Here is an 18,057-nt window from a genome sequence, read left to right on the forward strand (position 1 = left end):
CCTGTAAACAATTATTTATTGACCTGAAAATTGATGGTGAATGTAGTTCCCGCTCCCAGTGCAGACTGTACTTCTATACGCCCGTGATGTGCGTGTATAATGCTCATAGTTGTGGACAAACCAATCCCCATTCCGTTATTCTTTCCGGTAAAATAGGGCTCAAAGATTTTATCCATATGCTCCTCGCTGATTCCCGAACCATTATCTGCAAAAATTACCTGGATCAAATCACCCTGGCTACGGGTGGTGATACGCAAAATGCCCCGGTCCTCTTCCATTGCTTCGATCGCGTTGGTAATGAGGTTTAGAAATGCCATCTGTAATGAGATCCTGTCCAAGGGTAGTGCCAGTTCCTCTTGCGCAAATTCATTGACAATCTGGATACGCTTGAGCTGCACCCGGTCCAATGCCGCGTTGATTGCCTGACTCAATACCGAATGCACCGAGTTTTCGATCAATTCGATATCTTCTGACGAGGATGGCTCCAGCAGTTGGGTAATCAGATCGTTGATGCGGTTACAATTACGCTTAATGATCTGTGTATAGAACTTGTGATCTTCGTCGATGAGCTCCATTTCCAGTTGCTCCGCCGAAAGATTGACATTCGTGAGCGGGTTACGTACCTCATGGGCAAGCATACGCACAAGCCGTCCGGTAACCGCCATTTTCTCAGAAAACAACCTTTCATTTTCCGATTGCTTGCGGGCTGTCATATCGTGTATGCGCCCCTGTACATATGGGTGATCATCGTCTACCTCGACCGACGCCGATAACAGGCAGTAACGTTTGTCATTATCCTTTGTCAGCAGTTTTACTTCTTGATCGTGAATAGGATGATCGGCAATATCCGTCCAAAGTGTTGTAAACAAAGGACCTTCAATCAGTTCCGTGATTTTTCTTTCTTTCAGTTCCTCCACCGAACAGCCGGTAAGCATACTGGCCGCTTCATTGAAATCAATGATATTGCCTTCCAGGTCGCTGATAAACAAAAAATCACTGGATTCTTCGAAAATCCGGCGATAGCGCCTTTCACTGTGCCGCAGTGCCTTAAGAACTGACGTTCTTTCCAGGGCATACCGGATGCTTCTTTCAAGCTTTTCCGCGTCGAGTTCGCTTTTGATCAGGTAATCGGCAGCTCCGAGGCGTAATGCCTCTACGGCGATTTTAGTATCGCCCTTGCCTGTCAGCAATATTATAGGCTCCTCACATTCGAAACCACAGGCCAGTTCTATGAGGTCTATCCCTGTACTTTCCCCAAGAAGGTAGTCAAACAGGTACAGATCGTATTTATTGTCGCGGATATGTTTTTCCGCGTCCCTGAAGGTGGCGCACCAGGTAATGTCGAATTTCCAGTTGACAAGATCCTGAAAATATTCCCGGGTAAGGAAATAGTCATCCTCATCGTCGTCCACCAATAAAACCCTGATCAATTTGTTAGTCATCCCGCACTGGTCCTTCCGCTATCAGATGTCGAATTGCTTCATTTTGTTATAAAGTGTCTTCCGGTCGATGTTCAACAAACGTGCAGCCTTGCTTTTATTGAAGTTTACATCACGCAACACCTGCATGATCATATCATACTCCGCCTCATTGGCCACGGTTTTCAGGCTTGGCTTGTTGTCCTCTCCGTCTGCGCCATCAAATGACGTCGCCGATGAAGCCGACAGACTTGCCGGTGCCGGTTCGTCGTCCAGGTCTTTCAGACGCTTATAATTGACAATTTCAAAAGGCAATGCTTTTTCCTCGATCAGTTCACCGTCCGAAAGCAGGGTCGATCGTTTGATCACATTTTTCAGCTCCCGGAGATTACCCGGCCAGGAGTAGTTCAAAAAGTCGTTCTTCACTTCTTCGGAGAACCCCTTGACATTTTTGTTGAGCTCGGCATTGGTGGTTTCCAAAAATGACCCGGCGAACAGCATCAAATCTTCCCTCCGATTACGTAGCGCCGGCACTTCAATGGTAAATTCATTGAACCGGTAGTAAAGGTCTTCCCGGAATTTACCGCTCTTGGCAGATTCCAGCAACCGCTCGTTACTCGCAACAATGATTCTGACGTCGAGGTCGATCTCCTTGGATCCGCCGATCCGCCGCATCTTTCGTTCCTGCACGACGCGCAGCAATGCTACCTGGATTTCATAAGACAGGTTCGAAACCTCATCCAGAAACAACGTACCGCCATTAGCCAGTTCGAAATGGCCGATTTTGGTTTGCAATGCACCCGTAAAGGAGCCTTTTTCGTGGCCGAACAACTCGCTCCCTGCCAGCTCTTTTGAAATTGCACCGCAATCCATCGCTACAAACGGCATATCCCTGCGCCTCGAACGATTATGTATTTCCTGGGCGATTGCTTCTTTGCCGGAACCACTTTCTCCATAAATAATGACGCTGAAATTGGTAGGTGCCACGAGATCCACCTGCTTAAACAGGTTATCCGAAACATCACTATTCCCCATGACATACCCGGCTTTGGTCCGCAGCTGGCTTTTCCGGGAGGATTTCGTTGGTTCTGAACTACCATCGGATACGGGAGGCGCATATTCGTGCTCCTCATTTTGCGAAGCCTCGGCATCCGCTATTGCTTTTTTCACCGTCACCAGGATCTCGTCGGGAAATAATGGCTTGGTGATATAGTCATAAGCGCCTAATTTCATCACATTGACAGCCACTTTAATATCCGAATATCCGGTGATGATCAGGACCGGTACGTTTGGTCTTTTGGATTTGATGGTCGTCAGAAGTTCGGTGCCTGTAATATCACCGAGCCTAAAATCCGTCATAACCAGGTCGGGAGAAATGGACTCTATCAATGCGAGGCCGTCCTTACCATTCTGGGCTGTTTCAACTATAAAATCATTCTTTGATAAAAACCGCTTCAACAAGAAGCAAATATCCGCTTCGTCATCAACAACTACTATTTTTTTCATTCCGGCTCTCTGGGCTTAACTTGTTGCTTAAATAGTAACTCTCAACCTTGCAGTGGGTATGTTCAGTTGCTCGCGATACTTGGCTACAGTCCTTCTGGCAACCGAATAGCCTTTTTCTGCAAGCATGTCTGTAATCTGCTGGTCATTGTACGGGTGTCGCTTGTCTTCCTCGCTCACGATCTCCCTGATCGCCTCCTGGATTTCGCGGTTTGAAACTTCGGTCCCGTCTTCATTGGTAACGCCTTCGGTAAACAGGTCTTTGAGGAGTACTATGCCGAAAGGTGTCTGTACATATTTGTTGGTCGTTACCCGGGATACAGTCGAAATATCCATGTCGATGATCTCCGCCACGTCTTTCAGGATCATAGGGCGCAGTTTCTTGATATCGCCGGTCTGGAAATAATCGTATTGCAGCCTCACGATGGCCTTCAGAGTGTTCAGCATCGTGTTCTCCCTCTGCTTAATGGCGTCGATAAACCACTTGGCAGAGTTCATCTTATTTTTGAGAAACTGATTGGTGGCTTTGTCGTTCTTCTGTTCAGCCATTTGGGTAAAAACCTTATTCAGTTTCAATGCGGGGCTGTTTCCCCAGGTTAACTGCACTTCGATTTCCCCGTCTTCGGTATACCAGAGCATGAAGTCAGGTTTGATACTCTCGTTCACGATCGAGTCGTTGCGCAATCCGGAAGCTGGCTTGGGGTTCAGCGTTGTAATGAGCTGTATCGCTTTCTTAAGCGACTCTTCGTCCAACCCGGTGATACGCATGATCTTGTCATAGTTCCGTGAACCCAGCTCATCGAAGGCGTCGGAAACGATCTTGAATGCCCATTTCCAGACCTCATTCTGATTCTCCATCCGGTGGAGCTGAATGAGCAGGCATTCTTTCAGGTCACTGGCGGCAATACCGGGGGGGTCCAGCTGCTGGATGACTCTCAGCATGGTGTTCACTTCATCGGTATCGATAAACATGCTGTTGGCGAATGAGATATCATCTGCGATCACATCGCTTTCCCTTCTGAGGAACCCGTCTTCGTCCAGCGAGTCGAGGATGAAGTCTGCAATGAGTTGCTGGCGCTCATCCAGCCGCAGAAAGTGTACCTGCTGTTTCAGGTCATCACGGAACGACATGGTTTCGACCATCGGCCGGGTATATAGTTCGTTATCAGCCGACTGATTATTAGCGTAAGTTTTATAATCAGGAATATCGTCATCACGGAATTCATCCCAGTCATAATAGTCCTGTACCGAATTGTCCTCACCACCGGATGTCACATCCCCTTCCTCAAATTCGTCGGTGCTCTCCTCCGCCGTATTCTCATCCTTCCCTTCTTCCAGTATGGGATTTTCTTCGAGTTCCTCTTTAATCCTCTGTTCAAGCTCCATTGTAGTCAGGTGCAGTAAATTCAGCATCTGAATTTGCAAGGGAGAATATTTTAAAGTCTGTCTTTGCGTCTGCGTCTGTCTTTGCATATAGCAACTAAGGGTAAAATTTTAATTCTCTTGATGCTTTAAATTTACGACTCTTTATCTAATCTAGCCTCAATCGCGGGGTGCGTTACCGAAGATTGCGTAGTTATTTCCACAGACTGAGTATTATTATTCAGAATGTAGAAGGAATCCTCAGCTCAAAACTGCTTTTTCTGCTATCCGGGGCGTGCTAACAGCTACCAGAGTCCGGGTCGTTTTGCATTTCCCCCCGTCACGCTACCGACTATACTTTGCAGAGAAACCCTTCGCATATGACTGATAATCAAAAGGAATCGACATAATTGAATCTTTAAACTCTCGGGCTGCCGGCACTTCCATCATCGATCGCCTCCTGTTTGTCGCGATTTCCCATATTGAAAACGTTCTTAAAGAAATGCAAAACTCTTGCCGACGTATATCAATGCAAAAACCCTCCTGCAGGGGAGGGTTTGCATTGATATTGTTCAGAAGGATCAAATTGGTTGCAGAGGTTTATCGTCAGTCGCCTTCTTGACCCAGTACAACCCTTTCAGTAACAACTCCCTGCCTTCATCTACACCGTGCTTCATGATTATTTTCTCAATCACCAAAGGTGCCACCAAATTGAAGGGAGCCGGGAGGCGTCTTAATGCAGTGCGGGCTAGCGCAGCGCTCAGCCCCATTTCGAGTCCTCGCCCTGCGACACCGGTCGGGCCGGCAGCTGCCAGATCTTTGAAATAGTCCAGCGTGCCTGAGATCGAGTCTTTGAATTGGTCCGTCTTCGAGCGACTCTCTGATGGTTTCATAAAGTTGTCGGTTACGTTTAAATATAAACCCACCGGGGTCAATGCTTCCCTGCTTCCCCGCGGGCGGCTTCCGCATACGCCTCTGCTTTGTCGGCAGCTTCATTCGCGAAGGCACGTCCCTCATTTTTCAAATCGTCCGCCGCTTCTCCTGCTTTTGCTTTGCTCTTCTCCAAAGCGGCAATGAGATCACCTGCGAGGCTATTGGTTTTCTTTCTGAGTTTCTTGATCGTTTTTTTTCCGTCATCCGGCGCGATGAGCAAACCGATCGCGACACCCGCTATCGCCGCGGTTACAATACCTAAAATGATGTTTTTGCCTGACATAGCATATTCGTTTTAATGTGAATCACTTCAATTTACCGAATACGTCGAAAATCCTGTACCAAACAGAGCACAGTTTCCCAATTGGATCATATATCACTGTAAAACAATCAATTAATAAAAATAGCAAATCTGACTATCAGGCACTCGAACAGCCTGACTGTAAAAAAACTGCCCTAAACGGAGTAAAAAAGGAACACATGCAGATTAAAAACTCCGGGTGGCGAGAGGCTTAAGGGATATTGTGTCAATTTGATACATGGCAGGATTATTGCCTCAGTTAATACCAAAGGTTATTTCAGAATTCGGATGCTGTTCATAGCTTCGGAAAATACCTCCACTACCGATGACTAAAAATTTACTTGTCACACAGCGCTATGAAAATTGTTATTATTGAAGATGAACGGGATCTGGGAGTGTTGATGCGCAATTTTCTAATAAAGCAACTGGATATTCAAACACCTGACGCCGCAATCAGGGTGGTGGCGTCATTGAACGAAGGCTTAGATTGCGTCAGGGCCATGAGCCCTGACTGGATATTCATAGACAACAATTTGCCCGACGGAAAGGGCGTACAGGCTATCCGGACTATCAAGGATGTGAATCCAGGTAAAACTGCCAAGGTGGTGATGATGAGCGCAATGACTAATCTGAGGGAAGAGGCATTTCGAAATGGTGCGGATTTCTTTCTGGACAAACCTATCAGCTTCGTCGAAGTCAAGAATATCTTCACAATACCAAATCCCGATCAAAGGGAATACCGGTAGTTGACAAGCGCTTGAAAATAGTGGAAAAAATTACATCAAATGCGGATTCTCACCTTTGATGCGTGGAAATTATTGCTCAGAATGTTGCTTTGGAGTGGTTAAGCACCATTTAACTTCTAGAAAAGTATAGGACACCTCGTTCCCGACCTGCCTCTTCCTCCCGGCATCTTTACTTTCTGCGTGTGATAACGAACGCGTTTCTTCTTGCTGCCATCCCCCTTCTTCTTTTCGTAGGCAACCAGTTTGAAATCGTACTCCGGAATAAAGTAGTCCTCTTTGTACTCCGCCACGGGCAGCGGCATATAGTGCCGGCCAGGAAAACTCAGGACATCGTATTCGTAGTCGTAGAGATAGATGGTTACAAACCCGTCCCGGCTGTACTTGATCCCGATGTCCGAAAAAGGGCTGTTTTCGTCGGCCGAGGCAACGAGACGCATCATTTCCTTCTGTTTCCCTTTCACCAGCACCGACATGTTGTACTGAAACACTCTATGTAATGAGTCTATCTGAATGGCGATGCCCAAGTAGTATTTGGCATCCTTCATACGCTCCTGCCCGGCATACATCACGGCCGTGTTGTTCAAAGCACTCTTATCCTGATAGGTCTGATAACTAACCTTGGCTTCATCAAAACGCTCCATATAACGAAACACATTCCCCTGGTTCACATTATAGAATTTTCGTGTCGGAGCCGCTGCCATCGCCAGCCTGAAATCCTCAAATGCACCGTCATAACGGGCATTGGCTTCATTGACCTGATGCTTCTGGGAATGCCTGTTGCCGATGTAGGCCTGCACAATTCCATGGTTATTATGCACAAACGGCAATTCGGGTTTTTCACGCACCAGGCTATCGAACAGGGCCATCGACTTGTCGAGCTGGTCATTTTCGAGCAGTACGATACCCCAGCCATTCTGTGCATTCACGTTAGCGGGATTCAGGGCGACGGCCCGCTTAAAAACCTGATAGCCTTTTTTAAACATGTCAAAATGCATTAGCAGGTTCCCATAGTTACTCCACATGAGGTCATAGCCTTGCTCATACTGAAGTGCTTTGGCCAGGTACTGCCCTGCTTCGGAATACCGTTTCTGATCGATCATGATACCGCTTAGCCCGGCAAGCGCCTCGTATCGGGCCGGATCCAACCTGATCGCTTTTTGAAAATCCTCCTGCGCTTCGGCACTTTTCTTGAGATAATACTCCGAAAAGGCCTTGGTAACAAAAAGATCGGCAAAGAACTTATTATCTGCATTGAGGGCCTTTTCGCCTTTCTTAAAATCTTTGAGCGCCAGATCATACTTTTTCTGTCCATAATAAGCGACCGCGCGTCCAAGGTATGCCGGCAAATAGCTGGAGTCCTTTTTGATCACCCGGTCAAACAGCGTGAAAGCCATCTGATATTCGTGCTTGGTAAGATGCGTGTTGGCGATACCTGATTGCAATGCCGGGGTTTCACGCTTCAATGTCGATGCCAGTTTGTAATAGCGCTGCGCTTCGCCGGTCTGTCGAAGGCCATAACAGGAATGAGCCATTCCGAGGTAAGCATCTCCGCGGAATGTGCGGTCATCCGACTCAAGGTATTTTTCAAAAACGGCCTTGGCCATTCCAAACTGATTCAGCGATAACAGTGCATTCGCATAGCGGATTTGTGCTTTCGGATGCGTTCGCGCCACCTTTTCAAAGTCTTTCACAGCCCGCTTGTCATTACCGGTCCTCATCAGGATGTCGCCGCGCTGCAACCGGTATGCCATTTCATCCTTCTGCCGGATTGCACTCGTGATCTCGTCAACGGCCTGTTCCATATTGCCGTTGTATTTGTACACCATTCCGACGTTGAAGTTCCACTTCCCTCCGGTGTTTTTCGCTGAATTGCTATTTGCAAAGCTTTCCGCTTCCTGGTATTTTTTCTGTTTGCCTAACGACACCAGTGTATTCACGATCGCTTCTGACCCTCCCGGAGCATCGGCGAAATCGGTACGGGCCGCGGCATATTTGCCGGACAGCAATGCAAACAAACCACGATTATAGTGCAAATGGGGATCCAGCGTTGCCAGATCCAGTTCTTCCATAATGTGCAGTGCTTTCTGATAATTGCCGGAAAGAGCCAATATCACGGCCTCGTTGTTCATGCGCTGCACTGAATCGGAAGGCTGGAACGCGCCCTTATGATAGGCTGCGTAAGCAGCCTGAAGGTTGCGTACACCTCGCTGATATTCCTCGCTGCGAAGTAACGCAGGATTATTCTCCTCGAATGATTGATTGAAAACAGGTAGAAGTTCTTTGACAAGCCGTTGGCACTCACTAAAATCCTGCGCCGATACTTGCTTTGGAGTTAAAACCATCAGCATCAGCAACATACCTGTCATCACAAGTAGGCAGAATTTCTGTACCATAATCAGTAGAATGGCTCAAAAGCTGCTAACCTACAAGGAATCAGGGAAAATTACAATTAATGAGTTAACCGTTTGCTAAATTTCAGGTAAAATATAATTTTTTAAATAAATAAGATCATTTTAAGTAACTGATAGTAATTAAATTTGTACAGAAGCGAGAGCGTCAATAAAGACCTTCTGATCATTAACCCAAACTGTAAGAGGACTTTCCGAGGCGTTTTCAATCGTTACAGCCTGTTTCGACACCGTGATTTTCAACAAAGCCCCCCGGAACCCGATCCGGAAAGAATATCCGTCCCATTGTTGCGGAATGTAGGGTTTGAACGAAAGTAACCCATCCCTGATCCGCTGACCTGCGAAGCCCTTCACAACGCTCATCCAGGTCCCGGCCATCGAAGTAATATGCAGGCCATCTTCGGTATCATTGTTGTAATCATCCAGATCCAGGCGAGCGGTACGGAGATACATTTCGTAAGCCTTTTCCCGCATACCCAGTCCGGCCGCGAGGATAGCGTGTACGCAGGGGGAAAGCGAGGATTCATGAACCGTCATGGGCTCGTAGAATTCAAAATTCCGGCGGATGACCGCCGCGTCGAATTCATCTTCAAAGAAGTAGAGGCCCTGCAGCACGTCCGCCTGTTTAATAAAGCAGGACCGCAGGATCCTGTCCCAAGACCAGCGCTGATTGATAGGCCGCTGGCTCGCAATGTCGGTGACGGTCAGTAGTTGTTTATCAAGAAAGCCTTGCTGCTGCAAAAATACCTGCCTGCCCTCATCATACGGGTAATGCATATTATCGACAATGTGTTTCCAGTCGGCCAGCTCCGAATTTAGTTCGAGATTGGTTTTGAAAATGATCTCATTGAGTTTTCTCGAGTCCTCTTTCCATAATTTATCGATCACCTCCAGGGTATAGCGTAAGGTCCAGCAGGCGATATAGTTGGTGTACCAGTTGTTATTGACGTTATTTTCGTATTCGTTTGGCCCTGTAACGCCCAACATCACATATTGCTCTTTATCCTCCGACCAATTCACCCGTTGTTTCCAAAAACGGCTGATACCGATCAGCACTTCGAGCCCCCCTTCGGTCACGTAGCTTTCGTCTCCGGTGTAGCGAGTGTAATCATAAATGGCGTAGGCAATGGCTCCGTTCCGGTGGATCTCTTCAAATGTAATCTCCCATTCGTTATGGCATTCCTCACCGTTCATCGTCACCATGGGATAAAGTGCGGCGCCCCCGCTAAAACCCAGCTTCGCAGCATTTTCAATGGCCTTAACCAGGTGTTTATACCTGTAAATCAGTAAATTACAAGACACCTTCTGATCGGCAGTCGAGAGGTAGAAAGGAATGCAATACGCCTCGGTATCCCAATAAGTGCTTCCTCCGTATTTCTCTCCAGTAAATCCCTTGGGACCGATGTTGAGACGCTCGTCTTCACCCGTATAGGTCTGTCCCAGGTGAAAGATATTGAAGCGGATACCTTGCTGCGCAGCTACATCGCCGGCAATTGCTATGTCGTTCCTTTCCCATTTCGCAGCCCATGCCTGAACCTGCTCGGCATACATTCTATCAAAGGCCTTTTCCCCAATGCGTTGCAAGTAGGCCTTCGCCTGCGTGACGAGCTCGCCCCTCTCATAGTTCGCAGACGACAGATTCACGGCATATTTATAAACAATCAGCTCCGCCCCTTCTTTGACCTCCACCTGCATTGTCCCCGAAACGTACTTATCCGCGGAGTGCTCTTCAACGGGCAAATTGACCGTCTGACCATCCAACTTAATTTCAAACCTCATCCCCGTCGCCACCTGGAATTGCTCTACCTGGTAGGGATTGCTTTTGGTTTCGAGCACCAAATAGCCTTCATGGCCTTTCACTTCACGGGAAATTTCATTCCAGAACGACTCGTCATAGTTGGAATCGCGGTTGCGAATATTGCCATCCAGATAGGGAATGATGGTAAAATGGTCCGTAAAATTCAAGGGGACCATGCTGTAACGGATTGCACCGGATTCATCATCCGTCATACTGCAAAAGCGTTTGGAATGGATACGCAGCTTCCGCCCTCCCGATAACACGACCGTTGCGATGCGTTCGAGCACGCCCTCTTTCATGTTCAGCACCCGCTTAAATTCTTCGATCTTGCAGGTCCTCAGATCCAGCTTTTCTGTACCTATCCGGATATCGATGCCCGTCCAGTTACAGGCGTTCAATACTTTGGCGAAATAATCGGGATAGCCGTTCTTCCACCAGCCCACACGTGTTTTATCCGGAAAATAGACTCCGGCCACATAGTTCCCAAGCAGTGTTTTACCCGAATATCCTTCCTCAAAGTTTCCCCGTTGGCCCATCCGGCCATTACCCAGGCTCATCAGGCTTTCGGTAATCTCATTATGTTCGGGGTGGAAACCGTTTTCGACGATACACCATTCGTCGTGCGTGATGTAGTTTTTCATTGTTGAATATCTTTTATACATCCCGGCAATCGGGACGCATTCATGTGATCAAAATGTCAATTGATTTACTGGTCAAAGCCCGGATGCAGCCGCTTCCAGTTCGCGCAGGCCAAAGTCGCTAAAACCGGGAACGACGATGTCTGCCTCGGTAAGCACCGATTTTTCGCCTATTCCCACAGCCAGCATTCCTGCCGCTTTGGCGGATTGCACGCCGGCGACGGCATCTTCGAAAACAGCGCAATGCCCGGGGTCTGTCATTAAATCAGAGGCCCCCATCAGAAAAACCTGCGGATCGGGTTTGCCCTTGGTAATGCGGTTGCCATCGACGATCGTATCGAAATAGTGGAGCATATCAATCCTTTCCAGAATTACCGTCGCATTCTTGCTGGCAGAACCCAGTCCTGTCCGGATCGAATGCGCTTTCAACTCGTTTAGGAAGTTGCGCACGCCAGGCAACGCGTCCTCGGGGGTCATCTGCATACACAATTCCAGATAACGCGCATTCTTGACCGTCGCCCTTTTTATCTTTTCCTCCTCCGACAAATGTACCCCGCCGATCGAAAGCACAATTTCCAGGGATTCCATTCTGCTGATCCCTTTTAGTCTTTCATTTTCTTCCCTCGACAGATCGAAACCCAAGTCCTGGGCCATCTCGCGCCAGGCGATGTAATGGAATTGGGCAGTATCGACAATTACGCCGTCGAGATCAAAAAGGCAGGCTTGTATTGAGGGCATATCATTTCAAATTTAATATCTTGCAAAATAGTAAAAAATAGCAATTTGCTGCGTAAAGGGCTAAATCCCGGCCTTGCTGTCTGGCATTTCACAGCAGCACATTCGAGAAAAACATTCAAAACCTCAGAACAATGTCCGTCGCCAACCAGGATAAATTCGTTATCTACCAAATATTTACACGCCTGTTTAGCAATCAGAATGCAACCAACAAACTATATGGCACTCTTGCCGAAAACGGTTGCGGCAAATTCAATGACATCGACGATACAGCACTCGGTGCATTGAAGGATTTCGGCGTTACGCACCTTTGGTATACCGGCGTGCTGGAACATGCCACGCTAACGGATTATTCGCAATTTGGCATTCAAGCAGACCATCCGCTCATTGTAAAAGGCATTGCAGGATCTCCCTATGCCGTAAAAGATTACTATGATGTGGATCCCGACCTCGCTGTGGATGTACCTCACCGAATGCAGGAATTTGAGAGCCTCGTACAACGTACGCATGCGCATGAGCTGAAAGTAATCATCGATTTTATACCCAATCACGTAGCAAGGCAGTACCATTCCGATACCTGCCCGGCAGGAGTCAGGGATTTTGGAGAAGATGACGACAACAATGTCGCTTTCAGCCCTTCCAACAACTTTTACTATATCCCTAATCACGATTTCGTAGTTCCTGAGGGCCATACACCACCCCTTCCCGTCACTTCGCCCTACCACGAACGTCCGGCAAAAGCAACCGGCAACGATGTGTTCCAGGCCCAGCCCAGCCAGTACGACTGGTATGAGACCATCAAGCTCAACTACGGTGTCGATTACCTGAACGGCCGCGCAAGCCACTTCGATCCAATCCCGTCGACCTGGCTCAAAATGCGTGATATTCTGGTATATTGGACTAACAAGGGTGTCGATGGCTTCCGCTGCGACATGGCCGAAATGGTGCCTGTCGAATTCTGGGGCTGGGTGATCCCGGAGGTCAAAAAAGTAAAGCCGGAGCTCATTTTCATTGCTGAGATCTATAATCCGTCCGAATACCGGAATTACATCTACAAGGGCAAATTTGACTACCTCTACGATAAAGTAGGGCTGTATAATTCCTTGCGAAAGCTGATAGAAGGCCACGGAACCGTCGAAGAGATTACTCGGATCTGGCAACAGGAATCGGGTGATTTCAGCGAGCACATGCTGCGTTTCCTGGAAAACCACGACGAGCAACGCATTGCATCCCGTTACTTTGCGGGCAACCCCTGGACCGCATTGCCCGCTATGGTTTTGAGTGCTACCCTCCACACCGGGCCGGTGATGCTCTATTTCGGACAAGAGCTGGGCGTCGACCCTAATCAGCAAGAGGGTTTCCAGGGAGAAGACGGGCGCACGACAATTTTCGATTACTGGAGTGTTCCCGAATTCCGGCAATGGGTCCACGGCGGAAAATTCGATGATACATCGCTCAGTACCGAACAGCGGGAACTCCGTGCGTACTACAGGCATCTCAATCAGTTTGTAATGCAGCAGGAGGCCGTTTATGCGGGTGCTTTTTATGACTTGCAATATGTGAATATCGACGGGCAGTCCTACAATTACGATAAGACAGTCATTTATAGTTACCTGCGTTATACCGATAGCCAGAAACTGCTCTTTGTTTACAATTTCCATCTTTCCCGGACCGTAGAAACGACCGTCAAGATCCCGCAGGATACCTGGACGGGCCCGCTGAAACTGGGTAATACCGGATTGTATAAACTAAAACCAATTTTCCCGACAGAGGTACCTAAGGTGCAACTGCGTGCTGCCGATATCACCTCCACGGGTGTTAATGTGCAATTGCCGCCTGCCAGCGTACTGGTATTCGAGATTGTATCGAAATAACTGCCGAAACATCCGCGGCCGGTTTGAATTTTCCAAGATAGTGCATGACATAATGCAAGATCAGTAACATACCTTACCGATAATATTTAAATTTACTATCTGTGAGTTTGAAAAAAGACGGTCGGGAAAAATCACAGGGAAGTATATATTTCTTTGAATACCGACCTTAAATGGAGGATATGGATAGCACTTTACCCCCTGAAAGAATCAATTACGCGGAATTATTCGTAGAGATCGTCCGCGCAAGATGGAAAGCCCGCAGGGATAAAAGTGAACCGTTCCGGAATGCATTATCGGGGCTGATCCCCGACGAGCGGGAGAAAGGCTTGCTTTCCGAGCAGATTCTCACCACGCTCTCTTCGACCAAGTTTGTCTCCCTGCTAACGGAATCTGAGATCGGAGCCAACAAAGGTTTTTTCTCGGATGCATCTGCGCGGCTCAGTTTCAAATTCCTTCCACCGATCGAAGAGCCCAACGAACTCCGCACGCATTTCGACAGGTTATTTTCCGACAAAAAGGATTACCAGTGGGTGCAGGCAGTGCCGGATGAAGAATGGGTAGCCTTTCTTCAGCACCTTTTTGAAGAAACCGATCCGAATGTTGAAAATCATATTAAGAAGGAGGTTTTAAATTCTATCATGATTCTTGCGCAACGCGCAGCCACACTGGGCGTAGACCCGGAAGTAGTATCCAAAATACCGAGGGTCGACGACCTGGATTCCCCATTTTTAGGACTGAACCGGGAAGTCATGCTCTTTGTTGAAAAGACCCTGAACTACGGGAATTACACCTTTACGGATCAGGAAAGCGACTACAAGCATATCCTGGTGATGATCAGCCAATGTAAAAGCCAGATCAGCTACATTTACAAGCACAAAGACCTCTTTGGGATCAGTCTGCAACTAACCTACCTGGTCAGACAGATCGAACAGTACCTGAAACGACTTGAGCAACTGCTGGAATTGCTTCAAACCGGCGAAAATGACAGGCGATGGTTGATTATCGTGCAAATGCTTAAGGCGTTTGTTTATGCGGAAAATACGCGATACAGCTTGCGGAAGCATTTTTCGGTGAACCTTCAGTTGCTTACATTTAAAGTAATTGAAAACACGTCGAAAACGGGCGAACATTACATTGCCTCGGATCGCCCGGCCTATTGGAAGCTCTTCGGGAAGGCGCTGGGAGGAGGGGTTATCGTTGCATTTTTGTGTGCCAATAAAACCCGGCTGTATTTTCAGCACTTACCCATTTTCTGGGAAGCCTTCTTTTACAGCCTGAACTACGCATTCGGATTCATGCTGATCCACGTCCTTGGCTTTATTATTGCCACCAAGCAACCCGCCATGACGGCCTCAACGATAGCGGCAAATCTGAGCAACAACGGGGAAAACCCCAACTGGCTGGAATCGACAACACATCTTCTGATCAGGCTCATCCGAAGTCAGTTCATCTCGCTGATCGGCAATGCGAGTATTGCATTTCCCGTCGCGTACGGTATCGACCGGGTGTATTATCGCATGCATGAATACCACATCGCGGATCCCGCCAAAGCGATCAAGATGATTGCCGAGCTCAATGCATGGCAAAGCCTCGCATTGCCGCACGCGGCGCTGGCCGGCTGCTATCTGATGATTTCAGGGCTCGTATCGGGGTATTATGAAAACAAATGGATCTACAACAAATACTCGCTGCGCATTCAGAGGCATCCCCGGCTGATCCGCCTCTTCGGCCAGAAACGACTCAATCGGATCGCCGGGTATTTTGAGCGAAATTTTGGTGGCCTGGCGGGCAATTTCGCCTTGGGTGTATTCCTCGGGTCTACCAGTGCGATAGGTTTCACATTGGGCCTTCCGCTGGACATCCGGCACATCACATTCGCTTCCGGAAATTTCGGGCTGGCCGTTTCCAGCCTGGAAAACCACGTCTCCGCCGAACTTTGGCTGAATTCCCTCATCGGGATCACCTGCATCGGGATCATGAACGTACTCGTCAGTTTCGGGCTTTCCATCGCATTCGCGTTGAAATCTCGCAATGCGCCTATGAGCGAGGTCCGAAGTCTGATCGGTAACCTGTCCTGGCAGTTCTTTCATCACGCTACCGCATTCTTTTTCCCGGTACGGCATCTGGCTGAAAAGCCGGCAGAAGCGGAGGAGCCCATGGCCGAACGGCAAGCTTGAAATTGCAAAAAGGGCTTTTGATCATTATTTTTACATTATCGCGAATTTGTCACATATTTAGCGTGGCAATTATTTGCATGAAACGTACCCTGTTTAAAAAGACTATTTTCAGTATGATCAGAATTGTAGTGCTATCCATTTTGTTGCTGGTATCCATCGCATCCTTTGCGCAGTCCGGCCTGCAAAAAACGTTCGTGCAGAAAATGGAATTGCCAGCCAGTCCGGACATTGGTACACAGGTTTTGAGGATCAGCGAGTCTTTCCTCGGGACACCCTACATAGCGGGCACTCTGGAAGGTAACCCTACCGAACGCCTAGTATGCAAATTCGACGGGCTTGACTGCACTACGCTCGTTGAAAGTGTGATCGCGCTGGCAGTCGCCAAAACCGAGGGTGCGACTTTTGATGAATACAAAACAGAATTGACCAGACTCCGGTATCGCGACGGCATTATCGACGGCTATCCTTCCCGCCTGCATTACATCCTGGATTGGATGTATGAAAACCAGAAACGGGGACGGCTGGAAGATATTACGGCCAAAGTAGGCGGAGTACCTTTTACGAAGGAAATTAACTTCATGACGACACACGCCAATCTTTACACCGCTCTGGCAGAAAGCGAAGTGTATGAAAAGCTGAAACAACAGGAAGCGATAATCAACTCGAGGGAGCACAGCTATATTCCCAAGGCTAGTATCCAGAAAGCTGAACCCATGCTGCACGACGGGGACATTGTGGCATTCACGTCTTCGGTGGATGGCCTCGATGTGAACCATATGGGCATTATCTCCAAGGTAGGCAGTCGCGCTTACCTGATTCATGCATCCCTGACAGGAAAAAAAGTCATTATGTCCAATGTACCGCTGGCTGAGTATGTGGCTTCTGTACCGAAACACACGGGCATGATTGTGGCCCGGCTCAACGATATCTGAATAATGAATGGAATTAACCGAACTGATTAATTACAGGAATTCCCCCTGGTTGCTGCTGTTGCTGATGGGCGTCATAGGCCTGGTCATCAGCATTGTGATCGTAAGCCTCATTAAAGTTACGGCATCGCGAAAGGAATGGCGGGCCGTGCGTGCCATTCGCGAGAACCTTACCAGTGTCCTGTATTTTTTTGTTCCGATCGTCCTCATTACGGCCGCTTCCAAAACATACTCTTACTCCAATCCCCAATATGACTGGGTCTTTGCCCTGAGCAAGACCGTTCTGATAGGAATTACCACCTGGCTGATGGCCAGGATCGTGATCATCGTCGAGAAAATCCTGATCGACAAACTCGATTTCAATACCCCCGACAACAACCAGGCACGTCGGTTATTTACAAAGATCAAGTTTGTAAAACGCATTGTCGTGATCATGGTGGTCCTGATCGGAGTTTCCATCCTGCTCCTGAGCTTCGACAGCGTCCGGCAGTACGGCGTGGGTATCCTTACTTCCGCCGGGATTGCCAGTGTGATCATCGGATTTGCCGCACAGAAATCCCTGGCCAACCTGATGGCCGGTATTCAGATCGCATTTACACAACCCATCAAAATCGACGATGTCGTAATCGTAGAAGGCGAATGGGGACGGATCGAAGAGATTAACCTTACCTATGTTGTGGTCAATATCTGGGATCTCCGAAGGATCGTGTTGCCCATTACCTACTTCATCGAAACGCCCTTCCAGAACTGGACAAGGAATGAAAGTGCATTAACCGGCGCGGCATTCTTCTACCTCAACTATCACACGCCCGTTCCCAGGCTTCGCGAAAAATTAAAGGAGATATTGGAAGAAACGCCGCTTTGGGATGGCCGGTCGTGGGCTTTACAGGTTACTGACACCCAGGGCCAGCTGATGGTCGTCCGCGCCCTGATGTCCGCGCGTAATTCAAGCGAAACTTTTGATCTGCGTTGCCTGGTTCGTGAAAAACTGATCGAGTACATTGTCAGCGAACACCCTGAAGCGCTCCCCTCCACGCGTGTTGAGGAAAAGGAAGAACACAAGTTCAGATTACCTGGTGAGGGTATATAAAAATTGGCCTCCGGAAAGTCCGAAGGCCAGTCTTTTCTTACTACTCACCTAACTCAATTTAACTCAATACAGTTTATTTTTGATTTCATGAACGGCGGGCAGGGAGATTAATCGATGCTCGGAACCAACCCCGTTACAGGTTGGT

General features: G+C 48.2%; 13 protein-coding genes. 5 read left to right on the top strand and 8 right to left on the bottom strand.

Annotated elements, in window-relative coordinates; all coding sequences use genetic code 11:
* Nucleotides 1-11: 11 nt before the first annotated feature.
* From BP71_RS17140 to BP71_RS17160, 5 genes are all read right to left on the bottom strand, one after another.
* Nucleotides 12-1,442, bottom strand: a complete 1,431-nt coding sequence (locus BP71_RS17140) for a two-component system sensor histidine kinase NtrB (RefSeq protein WP_496381330.1) — start codon at nucleotides 1,440-1,442, stop codon at nucleotides 12-14.
* Nucleotides 1,443-1,463: 21 nt separating this feature from the next.
* Nucleotides 1,464-2,924: a sigma-54-dependent transcriptional regulator gene (locus tag BP71_RS17145; protein ID WP_496381332.1), complete on the bottom strand. Its 1,461-nt coding sequence runs from the start codon at nucleotides 2,922-2,924 to the stop codon at nucleotides 1,464-1,466.
* 27 nt (nucleotides 2,925-2,951) lie between these two features.
* Nucleotides 2,952-4,394, bottom strand: coding sequence for an RNA polymerase factor sigma-54 (rpoN, locus tag BP71_RS17150; RefSeq protein WP_496381334.1), 1,443 nt, complete (start codon nucleotides 4,392-4,394; stop codon nucleotides 2,952-2,954).
* Between the two features lie 470 nt (nucleotides 4,395-4,864).
* On the bottom strand, nucleotides 4,865-5,176 hold the full coding sequence (locus BP71_RS17155) for a hypothetical protein (protein WP_496381336.1): 312 nt from the start codon (nucleotides 5,174-5,176) through the stop codon (nucleotides 4,865-4,867).
* Nucleotides 5,177-5,214: 38 nt separating this feature from the next.
* Nucleotides 5,215-5,499, bottom strand: a complete 285-nt coding sequence (locus BP71_RS17160) for a YtxH domain-containing protein (protein WP_496381338.1) — start codon at nucleotides 5,497-5,499, stop codon at nucleotides 5,215-5,217.
* Between the two features lie 374 nt (nucleotides 5,500-5,873).
* Between BP71_RS17160 and BP71_RS17165 the strand changes: the two genes are divergently transcribed.
* The gene (locus BP71_RS17165) at nucleotides 5,874-6,263 is read left to right on the top strand and encodes a response regulator (RefSeq protein ID WP_496381340.1); all 390 of its coding nucleotides are present in this window, start codon (nucleotides 5,874-5,876) and stop codon (nucleotides 6,261-6,263) included.
* A gap of 116 nt (nucleotides 6,264-6,379) precedes the next feature.
* On the opposite strand, the gene BP71_RS17170 is transcribed toward BP71_RS17165, so the two are convergent.
* The 3 genes from BP71_RS17170 to pgmB form a co-directional block, all read right to left on the bottom strand.
* Nucleotides 6,380-8,656 (bottom strand): tetratricopeptide repeat protein, encoded by a 2,277-nt coding sequence (locus BP71_RS17170; protein ID WP_496381342.1) that lies wholly within the window; start codon nucleotides 8,654-8,656, stop codon nucleotides 6,380-6,382.
* Between the two features lie 138 nt (nucleotides 8,657-8,794).
* Entirely contained in the window at nucleotides 8,795-11,110 is a 2,316-nt protein-coding gene (locus BP71_RS17175; RefSeq protein WP_496381344.1) for a glycoside hydrolase family 65 protein, read from the bottom strand.
* Between the two features lie 72 nt (nucleotides 11,111-11,182).
* Nucleotides 11,183-11,845, bottom strand: a complete 663-nt coding sequence (gene pgmB, locus BP71_RS17180) for a beta-phosphoglucomutase (protein ID WP_496381346.1) — start codon at nucleotides 11,843-11,845, stop codon at nucleotides 11,183-11,185.
* A 131-nt stretch (nucleotides 11,846-11,976) separates the two neighbouring features.
* On the opposite strand from pgmB, the gene BP71_RS17185 reads away from it, so the two are divergent.
* From BP71_RS17185 to BP71_RS17200, 4 genes are all read left to right on the top strand, one after another.
* Nucleotides 11,977-13,716: an alpha-amylase family protein gene (locus BP71_RS17185; RefSeq protein ID WP_496381348.1), complete on the top strand. Its 1,740-nt coding sequence runs from the start codon at nucleotides 11,977-11,979 to the stop codon at nucleotides 13,714-13,716.
* 179 nt (nucleotides 13,717-13,895) lie between these two features.
* Complete coding sequence (locus BP71_RS17190) at nucleotides 13,896-15,893, top strand: transporter-like protein (protein WP_496381350.1); 1,998 nt, start codon at nucleotides 13,896-13,898, stop codon at nucleotides 15,891-15,893.
* A gap of 113 nt (nucleotides 15,894-16,006) precedes the next feature.
* Nucleotides 16,007-16,825, top strand: a complete 819-nt coding sequence (locus tag BP71_RS17195) for an N-acetylmuramoyl-L-alanine amidase-like domain-containing protein (protein ID WP_496381352.1) — start codon at nucleotides 16,007-16,009, stop codon at nucleotides 16,823-16,825.
* 7 nt (nucleotides 16,826-16,832) lie between these two features.
* On the top strand, nucleotides 16,833-17,912 hold the full coding sequence (locus BP71_RS17200; protein WP_496381354.1) for a mechanosensitive ion channel family protein: 1,080 nt from the start codon (nucleotides 16,833-16,835) through the stop codon (nucleotides 17,910-17,912).
* Nucleotides 17,913-18,057: the final 145 nt, after the last annotated feature.

It is taken from the genome of Dyadobacter ginsengisoli DSM 21015 (genome assembly GCF_059568735.1).